The organism is Bradyrhizobium sp. TM102 (genome assembly GCF_009176685.1).
Classification (GTDB): domain Bacteria; phylum Pseudomonadota; class Alphaproteobacteria; order Rhizobiales; family Xanthobacteraceae; genus Bradyrhizobium; species Bradyrhizobium ottawaense.
This window is the reverse complement of record NZ_AP021855.1, coordinates 6,295,698-6,311,264: the sequence shown is the minus strand read 5'-3', so window position 1 is coordinate 6,311,264 and position 15,567 is coordinate 6,295,698. Positions and strand designations below refer to the sequence as shown.

The window sequence follows — 15,567 nt, the reverse complement described above, 5'->3', positions numbered from 1 at the left end:
TCCTCAGGATCGCATCATGAGCGGACCATCCGACTACCAGCCGAGCAATCCGGCCCTGCAATGGATCGAGCGGCGCCTGCCGATCCTCGGCCTCATGCACTCCTCGTTCGTTGCCTATCCCACCCCGCGTAACCTGAACTATTGGTGGACCTTCGGCGCCATCCTCTCCTTCATGCTGGGGATGCAGATCCTGACCGGCGTGATCCTGGCGATGCACTATACGCCGCATGCCGATCTCGCCTTCAAGTCGGTCGAGCTGATCGTCCGTGACGTGAACTACGGCTGGCTGCTGCGCAACATGCATGCGGTCGGCGCATCGATGTTCTTTGTCGCCGTCTATGTTCACATGTTCCGCGGCCTCTATTACGGGTCCTACAAGGAGCCGCGCGAGGTGCTGTGGATCCTCGGCGTCATCATCTACCTCTTGATGATGGCGACCGGCTTCATGGGCTACGTGCTGCCCTGGGGTCAGATGAGTTTCTGGGGCGCCACGGTCATCACCAACCTGTTCTCCGCCATTCCCTATGTCGGCGAGAGCATCGTGACGCTGCTGTGGGGCGGCTATTCGGTCGGCAATCCGACGCTGAACCGCTTCTTCTCGCTGCATTACCTGCTGCCGTTCCTGATCGCGGGCGTCGTCGTGCTCCACGTCTGGGCGCTGCACGTCGCCGGTCAGAACAACCCCGACGGTGTCGAGCCGAAGACGGAAAAGGATACGGTGCCGTTTACGCCGCATGCCACCATCAAGGACATGTTCGGCGTCGCCTGCTTCATGCTGCTCTACGCCTGGTTCATCTTCTACATGCCGAACTATCTCGGCGACGCCGACAACTACATTCCGGCGAACCCGGGCGTGACCCCGCCACACATCGTGCCGGAATGGTATTACCTGCCGTTCTACGCGATCCTGCGCTCGATCCCGAACAAGCTCGCCGGCGTCATCGGGATGTTCGGTGCGATCATCATCCTGTGCTTCCTGCCCTGGCTGGACGCCGCGAAGACGAGGTCGTCGAAGTATCGCCCGCTGGCCAAGCAGTTCTTCTGGATCTTCGTCGTGGTCTGCATCCTGCTCGGCTATCTCGGGGCGCAGCCGCCGGAAGGCATCTACGTCATTGCCGGCCGGGTCCTGACGGTCTGCTACTTCGCCTACTTCCTGATCGTGCTGCCGCTGCTCTCGCGCATCGAGAAGCCGCGGCCGGTGCCGAACTCGATCTCGGATGCGGTGCTGGCCAAGACCGGCAGCCGATCGACGCCGATGGTTTCGACCGCGATCATGCTGGCGCTCGCCGGTTCGTTGTTCGCAGGCTCGGTCGACAGCGCGAAGGCGTCTGAAGGCAGCGATACGCCTCCGGGCAACAAATGGTCGTTCTCCGGCCCATTCGGCAAGTTCGACCGCGGCGCGCTGCAGCGCGGCCTGAAGGTCTACAAGGAGGTTTGCGCCAGCTGCCACGGCCTGTCCTATGTGGCCTTCCGCAACCTCGCCGAGCCCGGTGGGCCCAGCTATTCGGTGGCGCAGGCGGCGGCCTTCGCGTCGGAATACAAGGTCAAGGACGGTCCGAACGATGCCGGCGACATGTTCGAGCGTGCGGGGCGTCCGGCGGACTATTTCCCCTCGCCGTTCCCGAACGAGCAGGCCGCTCGCGCGGCGAACGGTGGCGCGGCGCCGCCGGACCTCTCCCTGATCACCAAGGCGCGCTCCTATAAGCGCGGCTTCCCCTGGTTCATCTTCGACTTCTTCACCCAGTTCCAGGAGCAGGGCCCGGACTACGTCTCGGCATTGCTGCAGGGCTTCGAGGACAAGGTGCCGGAAGGCGTGACCATTCCGGAGGGCTCGTACTACAACAAGTACTTCCCGGGCCACGCCATCAAGATGCCGAAGCCGCTCAGCGACGGCCAGGTGACCTATGACGACGGCTCGCCGACCACGGTCGCGCAATATTCCAAGGACGTCACCACCTTCCTGATGTGGACCGCCGAGCCGCACATGGAAGCGCGCAAGCGCCTCGGATTCCAGGTCTTCGTGTTCCTGATCCTGTTCGCGGGGCTGATGTACTTCACCAAGAAGAAGGTCTGGGCCAGCTCCCACTGAGCGCTCTGATGCGACGAGAAATGAAGAAGCCCCCGCAAGGGGGCTTTTTTGTTGGGTCCGTGTCCCGGACGCGCGAAGCGCGAGCCGGGACCCAGAATGCTCGTAGCTGGACCCCCGGATCGGCGGCGCATCACGCCGCATGGGGCGGCGCGCTGCGCTGCATCCGGGGCACGAGAGTTTGTTTGCGCGGCGATTGCGTCGTTCGCATGCACCCGCCAAAATGCCACCAACCGCTCCCCCAAGATCTCATCGGAGGACACCATGGGAACCGCCATCACCTTCAAGCGCCCGGACGGCAAGGACGCCTCGGGCTATCTCGCCAATGCCGCGCGCGGCAACGCGCCGGGCGTGGTCGTGATCCAGGAATGGTGGGGCCTGTCGGACCAGATCAAGGGCCTGTGCGACCGCTTCGCGTTGGCCGGTTTCGACGCGCTGGCACCCGATCTCTACAAGGGCAAGGTGGTGCCGTATCACGACACGGACAGCGCCAACAAGGAGATGAACTCGCTCGACTTCATGGACGCCACCACGCAGACCGTGCGCGGCGCCGCGCAATATCTGTCGCGTAACGGCGCCAAGGTCGGGCTGACCGGCTTCTGTCTCGGCGGCGCCGTCACCATCATCGGCTCGGTGCATGTGCCAGAGCTCGCGGCCGGCGTCGTGTTCTACGGCATCCCGCCGGAGCAGGCGGCCAAGCCCGCCGACGTCAAGATCCCGCTCCAGGCCCATTTCGCCAACAAGGACGATTGGTGCACACCGGAGCTGGTCAGCGGCTTCGAGAAGGCCATGAAGGCCGCCGGGAAGTCGCTGGAGCTGTTCCGCTATGACGCCGAGCACGCCTTCGTCAACGAGCAGCGCCAGGCCGTGCACGACCGCGAAGCCGCCGAACTCGCCTGGGGACGGGCGACGGAGTTTTTCAGGAAGCATCTGGGTTGAGATGGGAGCAATCGACCAGGGGCAGCGAGGGAATGTCGACATCGTTTCTCACGCGCCGCGTGCTCGGCTCGATCGTTCGACCGGTGATCGTCCTTGGCGTCCTGCTGCTGACGGCAGCTCAGGCGCCGGGACAACAAGCCTTCGTCACGCTGAACGGTAATCTCAAAACCGAGGCCTGGTGGGTCATCGCGGAATTCCAACCCTTCACGACGGAGGTTCGCGGTATCCCCGCGAACCAGATCCGCAAGAGCTGGTGCAAGGCGACTGAATTCCGCAAGGACCTGATCCCCAAAGAGCTGATGTTCGAGAACGGCACCGACGCGATGAAGGGCGCCGGCATGTCCTTTACCATTGAGGGGCGCTTCGACGGCGGCGCCACGAAGCAGATCGCCGTGGTCGGCGTGTTTCAGGAGTGTGCGGGTCCCAAGGGCAGGTTCATGCTGCTCCTCGATCAGGCGGACGGCGAGAAGCCGAAGATCCGCTTTGTCGACGCCATACGCACGAACCGCCAGTTCGCCGCTCTCTCGAAGGACAAGGGCGGCAAGCTCGTCCTTTGGGGATGCATGGAATGCGACGGCTATTCCGTCCTCAAATGGGATCGGAAGAAGAACCGGTTCGGCTGGGAGCCGCAGGCCGAGGAGCCCTGAGCCAAGCAGAAGCGGCAGCTGGACGCTGCGCGCCCCGGTCGCGGGGAGTAGGTTTCTCACCTTGACGCCGCCCCCGCGCCATGGTGAGTATCCGCCCATGAGCACCGCAGCCTGCCCAGCCCGTCTTTGGTGGCGCACCTCCTAAGAGGTGGCCGGTGCGATTTACCTTTCCCAAATCGTCTGAGGTCGCCTGCACAGTGCGGCGGCCTTCTCGTTTGTCCTGTGTGGCGTTCCCTCGGCAAGTTTCGTAAGAGGACGACATGAACAGGACAGTCTTTGCCCTCCCGGCCAGAAGCGACTACGCGACCCGCGCGGGTCTGGCGATCACGCGCGTGGCGGAGCAGTTTACCGGCGGCGCCAACAGGCTCGACGACCTGATCAACCTGCTCGACCGCCGCCGCGGCGTGGTGCTGTCCTCGGGCACGACCGTGCCCGGCCGCTACGAGAGCTTTGATCTCGGCTTCTCCGACCCCCCGGTCAAGCTCGAGACATCTGGCGTCAATTTCAAGCTGGAGGCGCTGAACGCGCGCGGGCAGGTGCTGATCGCCTTCCTCGGCGATGTGCTGCGCGAGCCCTGCGTCGTCTTCTCCGAGAAGACCGCCACGCGCCTTGCCGGTCACATCATCCGCGGCGATGCGCCGGTCGAGGAAGACCAGCGCACGCGGCGTGCCAGCGTGATGTCGCTGGTGCGCGATATCATTGCCGCCTTCTCGGCCAATGACGACGGGTTGCTCGGCCTGTTCGGCGCTTTCGCCTACGACCTCGTGTTCCAGATCGAGGACCTCGTGCAGAAGCGCGCACGAGAGAGCGACCAGCGTGACATCGTTCTCTATGTGCCCGACCGCCTGCTGGCCTATGACCGCGCCACCGGCCGCGGCGTGGTGCTGAGCTACGATTTTGCCTGGAAGGGCAAGTCGACCGAGGGCCTGCCGCGCGAGACCGCCGAGAGTCCGTATCTGAAGACGCCGCGGCAGGGGTTTGCCGATCACGCGCCCGGCGAATATCAGGCCACCGTCGAGACGGCGCGTGCTGCGTTTGCGCGCGGCGATCTGTTCGAGGCGGTGCCGGGCCAGCTGTTCGCCGAGCCCTGCGATCGCTCGCCTGCCGAAGTGTTCCAGCGGCTCTGCGTCATCAACCCGTCGCCCTACGGCGCGCTGATGAATCTGGGTGAGGGCGAATTCCTGGTGTCGGCCTCGCCGGAAATGTTCGTGCGCTCGGACGGACGTCGGGTCGAGACCTGCCCGATCTCAGGCACGATCGCGCGCGGCACCGACGCGATCGGCGATGCCGAGCAGATCCGCCAGCTCCTGAACTCGGAGAAGGACGAGTTCGAGCTCAACATGTGCACCGACGTCGACCGCAACGACAAGGCGCGCGTCTGCGTGCCCGGCACGATCAAGGTGCTGGCGCGGCGCCAGATCGAGACCTATTCAAAGCTCTTCCACACCGTCGATCATGTCGAGGGCATGCTGCGTCCCGGCTTCGACGCGCTCGACGCCTTCCTCACCCACGCGTGGGCCGTGACCGTCACCGGCGCACCCAAGCTGTGGGCGATGCAGTTCGTCGAGGATCACGAGCGCTCGCCGCGCCGCTGGTATGCGGGCGCGATCGGCGCCGTGAACTTCGACGGCAGCATCAACACCGGCCTCACCATCCGCACCATTCGCATGAAGGATGGTCTGGCTGAAGTGCGTGTCGGCGCCACCTGTCTGTTCGACTCGGATCCTGCCGCGGAAGACCGCGAATGCCAGGTCAAGGCCGCAGCCCTGTTCCAGGCGCTGCGCGGCGATCCGCCAAAGCCGCTGTCGACTTTTGCGCCGGATGCGACCGGTTCGGGCAAGCGGGTGCTGCTGATCGACCACGACGACAGCTTCGTGCACATGCTCGCCGATTATTTCCGCCAGGTCGGCGCCGACGTCACCGTGGTCCGCCATGTGCATGCACTCGACATGCTCAAGCGGAAGACATGGGATTTGCTGGTGCTGTCGCCGGGCCCCGGCAGACCGGAAGATTTCGGGATCAAGAAGACGATCGACGCGGCGCTGGAGCAGAAGCTGCCGGTGTTTGGCGTCTGCCTCGGCGTGCAGGCGATCGGCGAATATTTCGGCGGCGAGCTCGGGCAGCTCACCCATCCCGCGCACGGCCGTCCCTCGCGGGTGCAGGTGCGCGGCGGACGCTTGATGCGCAATTTGCCGAACGAGATCGTCATCGGCCGCTATCACTCGCTCTTTGTCGAGCGCGACAGCATGCCGGAGGTGTTGTCCGTCACCGCCAGCACCGAGGACGGCGTCGCCATGGCGCTGGAGCACAAGACGCTGCCGGTCGCCGGCGTGCAATTCCATCCGGAATCGCTGATGTCGCTCAGCAATGAGGTGGGACTACGTATTGTCGAGAATGCGTTCCGGCTGGATGCTGGGGCGAATTGAGTGCAGGATATTTCACCTCGTCATTCCGGGATGGTGCGTCAGCACCAGATCCGGAATCTCGAGATTCCGGGTTCGATGCTGACGCATCGCCCCGGAATGACAACTGAGATGAGAACCGAATGACCTTTGACCACGACATCAAGGCGAGCGTCCGGACCATTCCCGACTATCCCAAGCCGGGGATCATGTTCCGCGATATCACGACCCTGCTCGCGGACGCGCGCGCGTTCCGCCGCGCGGTCGACGAGCTCGTCAACCCCTGGGCCGGCAACAAGATCGACAAGGTCGCCGGCATGGAGGCGAGGGGCTTCATCATCGGCGGTGCGGTGGCGCACCAGCTCTCGGCCGGCTTCGTGCCGATCCGCAAGAAGGGCAAGCTGCCGCACACCACCGTGCGCATCGCTTATTCGCTCGAATACGGCATCGACGAGATGGAGATGCATGTCGACGCCATCCAGCCCGGCGAGCGCGTCATCCTGGTCGACGACCTCATCGCCACCGGCGGCACCGCGGAAGGCGCGGTGAAGCTGCTGCGCCAGATCGGCGCCAACGTCGTCGCCGCCTGCTTCATCATCGATCTGCCCGAGCTCGGCGGCGCCGCCAAGCTGCGCGCCATGGACGTGCCGGTGCGCACGCTGATGACGTTCGAGGGACACTGAGAGGTCGCCACGATCTTCAGATCGCCTCGGCCTTCAGTTCATCCCGCCAATGCAGCAGGCGCTCCTTCAGGAGCGCGTTCCTGACATAGGCGGTTTCCTCATCCTCCAGGCGCTCGCATTCGCCAAAGGTCAGGCCGGGCTCGCCATGCGCATTCCAGGCAGCCTGAAGGCTGCGGCAGGTGTGGCTGCCCTGGCGCAGCGAGAACCAGATGCGGTTCCGGATCGTCTCCAGGTTCGGCGCCTGGCCGACCCAGGCCTCGCCCGAGACCGCGCAACGCACGACGAAGATGCCCGCAATGGTCTTCCGCTCCTTGTAGGCGGCAATCGCTGCTTTCCGGTCGATGCTCACGGTGACGGGCCTTGCTGAGGGGGATACCGATGCCCGCCTCAATAAGCCCGCTCCAACCCGCAGTCAATATTATCCGGGTGAAATTATCTAGGATCGCTGAAGGATCAGGCTGAGCTCGAGCTCGCGGAAGGCAAAGTAATTCCGCCGGGTCCATTGGTGCAGCTCGGTGGAGGCGTCCTTCTCCTGGCGCAGATAGCCGGTGAAGGAGAAGTTCAGCCGGTCGACATAGGTCTTGAGGAAGCCGGGCAAGGCAGGCAGGCGGAACAGCCGGCCGCCGGCCATCGCGGCCGGCAGCTCGCCGCGCACGACATATTCATTGTCCACGGTGATCAGGTTCATCCGCGGGATCTGCCCGCGCAGCATCTCGTGGGCGCGGGCGGAGGCGCGATCGGTGTCGGCGACGAACAGGATCTGAGGCGCGACATGGCGGCGGGCGGCCTCCTTCAAGAGGCCGATCTCGTCGGTCATCTTGAAGAACTCGTCGAAGGCGTGGAAGCCGAGGTCGATCACCTTGGCCATGCCGTCATCGACGATGACGCGGTCCATCAGCTGCATCTTGCCGTAGGTGTCGATCACGTCGGCGGTCTCCGTGATCTTTGGCAGGTAGTCGAGCAGCGACGGTTCCTTCAGATTGACGTCGAAGGCCGCGACGTTGCCGTTCTTGAGCAGCAGAAATTCGGCGAGCAGCCGCGCCAGCAGTGTCTTGCCGACCTGCGGGCGGGACGAGCAGATGATGTAGACGGGCGTGGCGGGCATCGGCAGCTATATCAGTCGAACCTGGCGACCAATCCAGCCGTATCAGCCCTGCTTGCGCAACTATTTTTCGCTGTTGCGGGTCGCGGGCTTCGAGCCGACGATGTCGGTCAGCCGGATCCGGTCGAACTCGCTCCAGACATTGGCCAGCCAGTGCCGGACATAGCCGCGCAGCACGAACGAATAGTTCGCGGCCTCGTCGCTGATGCCCTTGTTGGCGACGAATTTCAGGAACGGGACGGACGAAACCTCGACCTGCTCATAGGCCATCTCGTTGAGCTTGGGGATGGTCAGCTCGGTCGCGTCCTTGATGCGGTGGAAGTAGGAATTGTAGGTCGCCTGGTCCCATTGAAAGAACTGGGTGTCGTTGATGAAGTTCTTCACCAGGAAATATTTTGCGCCGGTCATGAAGCCCGCGGTTTCGGCGATCTCGTCCAGCGAGGCGATCGAGGGTCCGAGGATGTGGAACACCGCGAAGGTGATCTGGCCTGCCTTGGCGGCATCCAAGAAGCCGATGTCGCGCAGCGAGGCCAGCGCCGGCGAGAGCAGGCCGGCGCGGACGTCGATCACGGTGACCGACGGGCTGGTCGCGTTGAGCGTATCGAAGATCTTCATCTGATCGGCCGTCGTCGTCATGTCGACGATCTCGGTGATGTCGGGGTGGAAGCGCTTCAGGGTTCCGCGCGGCGATTCCGTGTCGAAGGCGCGCGTCGGCACGTTGTTGGCCGAGAAATAATCGAGCAAGGTGCGCGATACCGTGGTCTTGCCGACCCCGCCCTTGTCCGCGCCCACCACAACCACTGCCGGCTTTGCCATTGCTGTCCCCTAACGCGCGCCCCCGATCGCGAGGGTCGCAATCGGCCGGGCCCCAAATCGATGTCCGAAGGATGTCCCAAGTCTGCTGTTGGGCGCGAACATGGCAGAAACAAGGGAGAATTCAATTCCTTGGCATGCCGATACGGCAATTCCCGAAGTTTTTCCCAATCGCGGCGAAACCCGCTGCGCGTGGCAGGACATCGCGTGCTTAATGACGGCCCCAGGGACCCATGAGATTGCCCGCCGGGTTGCTGCTCGCGGTCCCGGAGGGGCCGGGTGCGGGCAGGGGCGGCGGAGCGGCCGCATCGTCCCACGGGCCATGACGCAGCGGCGGTGGGGCGTCCTGCGGGTCAGCTTGCGCCTCGGGCTCGTCCGTCTCCTCGGTCGGCGGCAGCGGGCCCGGATCGTGGCCGCCGGCGAACTTGACGAGCGCGTCGACCCGGGATTGCACGGACGGGTGGGTCGCGAACAGATCGGCAAAGCCCTCGCGGGGATTGTCGACGCAGAGCTCCATCACGGCCGAGGTCGCGCCGGGCAGCTCGCCGCGATTCTCGATCTTGCGCAGCGCCGAGATCATCGCATCGGGGTCTTTCGTCAGCTCGACGGAGCCCGCGTCGGCGAGATATTCGCGCGAACGCGACAGTGCGAGCTTGACAACCTGGGACAGCAGCCAGGCCACCACGATCAGCACGATCGCGATGATGATGACGATCACCGCGCCGCCGCCGGAACTCTTGTTGTCGCTCGATGACGAGGACGACCGCGACGACGAGGAGGAGGAGCCCGAGGACCATGAGCCGCCGGAGCCGGAGCTCCAATTGAAATTGGTGAACAGGCGGAAGAACAATTCGCCGAAGAAGCCGACCACGCCTGCGATGATGACGGCGACCACCATCAGCTGCACGTCGCCGTTCTTGATGTGGGTCAGCTCATGGCCCAGCACCGCCTCGATCTCCTTGTCATCAAGCGCATCGAGCAGACCCGTGGTGACGGTGATCGAATATTGCCTGGGATTGAGGCCGGTCGCGAACGCGTTCAGCGCCGGGCTCTCCATGATCTTCAGCTTCGGCATGGTAATGCCGCGCGAGATGCAGAGGTTTTCCAGCAGATTGTAGAGCCGCGGCTCCTCCTGCCGGGTAACGTCGTGGCCGCCGGTCACCGCGTCGATCATCGACTGGTGGAAGAAATAGGCGATCACGACCCAGACCGCCGCCACGATTGTCGCAACCGGTGCGGCCACGATCAGATCGTGGAGGGCGCGCCTCAGGTAATAGACGACGGTCTCATTGCCGTTGATGACGACTTCGGCGACCAACGCGCCAGCATAGACCAGCACGTAGACCAGCATGAACAGGCCGGCGAGCAGCAGCATCGAACGAAACTTGTTCGAGGCGATGTGCGTGTAGAGACCATACGCGGCCATGACGCGGGTGCCCTGCCGGCCTATCGGCTCAAGATCAGAACTTCACCTGCGGCGCGGCCTCGACCTCGGTGCGGCTGGCACCGAGATCGAAGAAGTCCTTCCTGGTGAAGCCGAACATGCCGGCGAACAAAGCGGCGGGCAGCTGCTGGATGCCGGTGTTGTATTCCTGGACCGCGTTGTTGAAGAAGCGGCGGCTCGCCGCGATCTTGTTCTCGAGGTCGGAAAGCTCGGATGCGAGCTGCTGGAAATTGGCGTTGGCCTTGAGGTCGGGATAGGCCTCCGACAGCGCGATCAGCCGGCCGAGCGCGCCGGACAGCTGGTTCTCGGCCGCGGACACCTGCGCCGGCCCCTGCGCCGACATCGCCGAATTGCGTGCCTTGATGACGTCGTCGAGCGTGCCGCGCTCGTGCGAGGCGTAGCCCTTCACCGTCTCGACCAGGTTCGGGATCAGGTCGTGGCGCTGCTTGAGCTGCACGTCGATATCGGCAAAGGCCTGGCCGACGCGCTGGCTCAGCGCCACCAGGCGGTTGTAGGCGCTGAAGGCGAACAGTGCGAGGACGACGATGACGCCGAGAACGATCCAGCCGGTCGACATGGAGAACTCCTGAAGGGGGAAGAAGGCGGGCGCTAGCCTAGACCAAATTGGCGCAGGATGAGAGCCCGGCGCAGAGGAGAGGTAAGGCTTGGTCGAATGGGGAGCCGCCCGCGTTCAAGGCAAAAGTCTGGAACGAGGTTAACTTTCGGACAAAATGGCGTCGCCCCAGCGCCAGCGGCGTGCCCCGGCATAGGCGGCCTTGTCGCGACGAGGCACCCTCGTGATGGCGACGCCATCCTCGGTGCAGAGCTTGGCCGTGATCTCGGCCTTGCCGACATCCGGCGGCGCCAGCACGCGCGCGGCGCGCACGGCGGGCGGCGTGCGGGTCAGCGCGACGTAGATGAAGCGCTCGTCCTCGAATGGCACCTCCGCGGCCTTGATTTGCCGGTGTGCCTGCGAGCGCGGCAGGCGCTGGTTGAAATGGCACCAGTCGGGCGCGGTGAGCGGGCAAGGTTTTTCGTGCGGGCAGGGGGCGGCGACGAAGGCGCCGGCCGCGATCAATTGCTGGCGCAGCGCGAGGATGCGCGCGGTGCCGGCGGGCGTGCCGGGTTCGATCACGACCAGGGCGTGACGCGCTTTCGCCCACATGGCCGCGGCGAGCGCGCGCTGCTCGCTTTCACTGAGCTCGCCGATGACATAGCTCGCAACCACGAGATCCGCTTGCGCGACCTCGGCGAGGTTGCCGCCGGCATCGCCCGGCAGATAGCGGCATTCCGCCAGCCGCGTGCTGTCGCGCGCGAGTTCGAGCGCGAGCCGGCTCAAAGTGGCATTGGCGTCGAGCAGCGTAAAATCCTGTAGCGAGGGAAAGGCCTCCGCGGCGGCCCAGCTCGCGGTGCCCGGACCTGCGCCGACGTCGAGCAGCGTTTCCGGAGCCAGATCCGGTGCGATCTCGGTCAGCGCATTCAGGCTTGCGGCGACGGCCGCGTAGGTCGCCGGCATGCGCGCGAGCGCATAGGCGAGCGCATCGGCGTCCGACTTGATCGTGCCGGAGCCGCCGCCGGCGCGGTAGCTGGTCGAGATTTTCTGCGAACGCTGTGCGGCGTCGGTACGGGAGAAGCCCTGCAGCCTGCCGTCAAGGGCGGCTTTCAATTCGGCGGGGAGGGTGGGTGAGATCATCATCAACCTCACATCATTCCGGGGCGCGCGAAGCGCGAACCCGGAATCCAGAGATTGTGGTTCGAGATTCCGGGCTCGATGCTGCGCATCGCCCCGGAATGACGGTCAATCTTCTCAAGCCACGTTCTGGTCGAGAATGTCCACAGCCTCTGACAGGCTGACCGACACCAGCTGCGACACGCCGCGCTCGGCCATGGTGACGCCGAACAGCCGGTTCATCCGCGCCATCGTGATCGGATTGTGCGTGATGATGATGAAGCGCGTGTCGGTCGAGCCGGTCATTTCGTGGAGGAGGTTGCAGTACCGTTCGACGTTGTGGTCGTCGAGCGGCGCGTCGACTTCGTCCAGCACGCAGATCGGCGAAGGGTTAGTGAGGAACACCGCGAAGATCAGCGCCATCGCGGTCAGCGCCTGCTCGCCGCCCGACAGCAGCGACAGCGTCTGCGGCTTCTTGCCCGGCGGCTTGGCGATGATTTCGAGGCCGGCTTCCAGCGGGTCGTCGCTCTCGATCAGGTGCAGCGCGGCCTCGCCGCCGCCGAACAGCTCGACGAACAGGCGCTTGAAGTGGTTGTTGACGACCTCGAACGAGGTCAGGAGACGCTCGCGCGCTTCCTTGTTGAGGCTCTGGATGCCCTGGCGCAGCCGCTTGATGGCTTCGACGAGGTCGTCGCGCTCGGTGACCAGACCCGTGTGCTGGGTCTCGACCTCGCGCAGCTCTTCTTCAGCGCGGAGGTTGACGGCCCCTAGGCGCTCGCGGTCGCGGCGCATCTTTTCGAGGTCTTCCTCGATGTCGTGCAGCGGCGGCAGCTCCGCGCCGGGCTCGATCTCGGCGAGGCCGGCGACGGCCTGCGGCTCGACCTCAAGCATGTCGCGGATCTCGCGTTCGATGTCCTCGAGACGGCGCCGCGCGCCCTCCATGCGCTCCTCGGCGCGGGCGGTGGCCTCGCGCGAGCTGGAGAGGGCTTCGAGCGTCAGCTTGGCGACGCGATCGGTCTCCGCCATCGCGCTTTCCGCGGTGGCGAGCGCGTCGGCGGCCATGCGGCGGTCGTTCTCGGCATATTCGATCTCGGTGATCAGCGCGCTGCGCTTCTCGGCGAACACTTGCGGCGCGTTTTCGAGATCGCTGCGCTCGATCGTGAGTTCGGCAATGCGGGCCTGGATGGTGTCGATATGAGAGGCCGCGCTCTCCTTGCGGTTCGCCCACTCGGTGCGCTCGGCGAGGATCGCCTGGACGCGGCGGTCGGCAAGCTCGGCCTCGCGCGCCAGCGCCTGCGCCTCGGCGCGGACCTGCGCGGCCATGCGACGATGGCCTTCGATGTCGCTGCGGACCGCGGCCAGACGAGTCTCGGTATCCTCGCTCGACGGCAGCTCGGAGATGCCGGCTTCTGCGTATTCGTAGGCGGCCTCGGCCTCGGCGCGGTCGGCGGCGAGACGGCTGTGCGCTTCCGACAGCGTCGCCTTGCGCGCGGCGTGGCGGCTGATCTCGCGCTCGGCGGTGGCATGGCGTTCACGCGCGACGTTGAGCTCGCGCTGCGCGGCGCGCCAGGCTTCGCGGCTGGCGCCTTCGGTGCTCGCGGCCATCTGCAGCTCGGACTCGGCGTTCTCCAGCGCCTGACGCTTGATCTGCGCGTCGATGCGGGCCTGCTCCAGCTCGTTCTCGATGTCGACGAGACGGGCGCGCTCGGCGAGGCGGCGGGCTGCACCGGTCGGCGCATGCGCCGCCGCGACAAAGCCGTCCCAGCGCCAGACGTCGCCCTCGGGCGAGACCAGCCGCTGGCCGGTCTTGAGCTGCGAGACCAGCTCGGCACCGCGCTCGCGCGGAACCACGCCGATCTGGGCCAGACGGCGCGTCAGCTCGGCCGGCGCCTGCACATGATTGGCGAGCGGCACGGCGCCTTCCGGCAGCTCCGGATCGCCGTCGGTGTGTCCGACATTGGTCCAGCGCATCGGCGCCGACGGGTCGATCGGGGCATCGAGATCGTCGCCGAGCGCGGCGCCGATGGCCTTTTCAAAGCCCTTGTCGACGGTGATGCCGTCGATGATCGGCGGCCACAGATTCTTGGTCTCGCCGTTGAGGATCTTGGAGATCGTGCGCGCCTCGGTTTCGAGCCGCTGTGCGCGCTTGTCGGCCTCGACCAGCGGCGAGCGCGAGGATTCCAGCGTCTGGCGTGCCGCGACGTGGGCGGCTTCGCTCGCTTGCGCCGCGGCTTCCGAGGCGGCCAGCGTCTGCTCCGCGGTCTCGACCGTCGCGGTCAGCTCGTCGAGATCGCCAAAGCCGCCAGTCTCGGCGGCAAGCTTCTGCTCTTCCGCAGCGACGTTCGCGATCTCCTGGTCGAGCCGGGCCAGCTTGTCGCGGTGGGTGCGGACGTTGGCTTCGAGCTGGTTGCGCTTGGCGGTGAGGTCGGCCAGCGCTGTGGTGAGCTCCGCGAACTGCTGTTCGGTTTCGGTCAACACCGCCTCGGCTTCGCCGACGCGCTCGTCGACACCGGAGCGCTTCTCGACGCGCGACTTGATCTCTTCCTTCAGCTCGGAATCTTCGGTGTCGAGCCGCTGCAGCGCGACGTCGGCGTCCATGGTCTGCTGCTGGGCGCGGGAGATATCGCCTTCGAACTGGGCAAGGCGGCGCTCGAGCTCGGCGACGCGCTCCTTGGCGCGCTCCTCCTCGCGGTCGAGCAGCTCGCGAGCATTGGTCAGGCGCTGCAAGCCTGCGGCGGCGCGCGCCTCGGCATCGCGTAGCGCCGGCATTTCGGCGGCGCGGATCGCCTGGATGCGGGCGGCTTCGGCCTGGTGCTGGGTGCGCTCGGCCATCTCGCGCACCGCGAGATCGTGGGTCTGGCCGGATTCGTTGACGTCGGCATGCGCGCCGACCCAGCGCAGGTGGAACAGGGTTGCTTCGGCCTTGCGGACCTTGGCCGCGACCTCGCGGTAGCGCACGGCCTGGCGGGCCTGCTTCTTCAGGCCTTCCATTTGTCCTGCGAGCTGGCCGATCACGTCCTCGACGCGGGTGAGGTTGGTTTCGGCCGCCTTCAGCCGCAGCTCGGCCTCGTGGCGGCGGGCGTGCAGACCGGCGACGCCGGCAGCGTCTTCCAGCACGCGACGGCGCTGCTCGGGCTTGGCCTGGATGATCTCGCCGATCTTGCCTTGGTGGACGAGAGCCGGCGAACGCGCGCCGGTGGCGGCATCCGCAAACAGGATCTGCACGTCGCGGGCGCGCACGTCGCGGCCGTTGATGCGATAGACCGACCCCGCCTCGCGCTCGATGCGGCGGGAGATTTCGAGCAGCTGGCTGTCGTTCATCGCCGCCGGCGCGGTGCGATCGGCATTGTCGATCGTCATCGTCACTTCGGCGTGGTTGCGCGCGGGACGGTTGCCGGAGCCTGCGAAGATCACCGCGTCCATGTCGGCGGCGCGCAGCGACTTGTACGAGGTCTCACCCATCGCCCAGCGCAGCGCTTCGACGAGATTCGACTTGCCGCAGCCGTTGGGGCCAACCACGCCGGTCAGGCCGGGCTCGATGACGAAGTCCGTGGGCTCAACGAAGGACTTGAAACCGTGAAGGCGCAGGCGGGTGATTTTCATAAGCACGCATCTCTGTTGGCAGGCGCGAATCCCCCTGCCGGGACACTACCATGGAAGACAGTGTCGCTATCCGGGTGAGTCGCGCGAGGCGCCTCATGCGGCTGGACAATGGCCGCGGTGCCCCGCGAGGGCAACCGGCCAAAGCCGCTTTTCCCAAGGGATTTATGCCGGGAAAGATA

Annotated in this window: 12 protein-coding genes; 5 read left to right on the top strand and 7 right to left on the bottom strand. The window is 65.6% G+C overall.

Going from position 1 to position 15,567, the window contains the following annotated elements; all coding sequences use genetic code 11:
* Positions 1-16: 16 nt before the first annotated feature.
* From fbcH to GDN70_RS29930, 5 genes are all read left to right on the top strand, one after another.
* Positions 17-2,089 (top strand): cytochrome b/c1, encoded by a 2,073-nt coding sequence (gene fbcH, locus GDN70_RS29950; RefSeq protein ID WP_095426908.1) that lies wholly within the window; start codon positions 17-19, stop codon positions 2,087-2,089.
* A 261-nt stretch (positions 2,090-2,350) separates the two neighbouring features.
* Positions 2,351-3,025, top strand: a complete 675-nt coding sequence (locus GDN70_RS29945) for a dienelactone hydrolase family protein (RefSeq protein WP_028141701.1) — start codon at positions 2,351-2,353, stop codon at positions 3,023-3,025.
* Positions 3,026-3,057: 32 nt separating this feature from the next.
* A complete protein-coding gene (locus GDN70_RS29940) occupies positions 3,058-3,672 on the top strand; it encodes a hypothetical protein (protein ID WP_240536435.1) in 615 nt (204 codons plus the stop codon).
* 260 nt (positions 3,673-3,932) lie between these two features.
* Entirely contained in the window at positions 3,933-6,098 is a 2,166-nt protein-coding gene (locus tag GDN70_RS29935) for an anthranilate synthase component I (RefSeq protein ID WP_152103380.1), read from the top strand.
* A 119-nt stretch (positions 6,099-6,217) separates the two neighbouring features.
* On the top strand, positions 6,218-6,757 hold the full coding sequence (locus tag GDN70_RS29930) for an adenine phosphoribosyltransferase (protein ID WP_018323310.1): 540 nt from the start codon (positions 6,218-6,220) through the stop codon (positions 6,755-6,757).
* A gap of 16 nt (positions 6,758-6,773) precedes the next feature.
* Here the strand turns inward: GDN70_RS29930 and GDN70_RS29925 are convergent, their stop codons facing one another.
* The 7 genes from GDN70_RS29925 to smc all read right to left on the bottom strand — a co-directional run bounded on the left by GDN70_RS29925 (position 6,774) and on the right by smc (position 15,388).
* A complete protein-coding gene (locus GDN70_RS29925; protein WP_028141699.1) occupies positions 6,774-7,106 on the bottom strand; it encodes a GIY-YIG nuclease family protein in 333 nt (110 codons plus the stop codon).
* A gap of 87 nt (positions 7,107-7,193) precedes the next feature.
* On the bottom strand, positions 7,194-7,862 hold the full coding sequence (locus GDN70_RS29920) for a hypothetical protein (protein ID WP_095426910.1): 669 nt from the start codon (positions 7,860-7,862) through the stop codon (positions 7,194-7,196).
* 60 nt (positions 7,863-7,922) lie between these two features.
* Complete coding sequence (locus GDN70_RS29915; RefSeq protein WP_028141697.1) at positions 7,923-8,675, bottom strand: hypothetical protein; 753 nt, start codon at positions 8,673-8,675, stop codon at positions 7,923-7,925.
* Between the two features lie 208 nt (positions 8,676-8,883).
* A complete protein-coding gene (locus GDN70_RS29910; RefSeq protein ID WP_095426911.1) occupies positions 8,884-10,098 on the bottom strand; it encodes a M48 family metallopeptidase in 1,215 nt (404 codons plus the stop codon).
* Positions 10,099-10,132: 34 nt separating this feature from the next.
* On the bottom strand, positions 10,133-10,693 hold the full coding sequence (locus tag GDN70_RS29905; RefSeq protein ID WP_018323315.1) for a LemA family protein: 561 nt from the start codon (positions 10,691-10,693) through the stop codon (positions 10,133-10,135).
* Between the two features lie 138 nt (positions 10,694-10,831).
* Positions 10,832-11,812, bottom strand: coding sequence for a small ribosomal subunit Rsm22 family protein (locus GDN70_RS29900; protein WP_038948307.1), 981 nt, complete (start codon positions 11,810-11,812; stop codon positions 10,832-10,834).
* Between the two features lie 111 nt (positions 11,813-11,923).
* Entirely contained in the window at positions 11,924-15,388 is a 3,465-nt protein-coding gene (gene smc, locus GDN70_RS29895; RefSeq protein WP_028141694.1) for a chromosome segregation protein SMC, read from the bottom strand.
* Between the last annotated feature and the right edge of the window lie 179 nt (positions 15,389-15,567).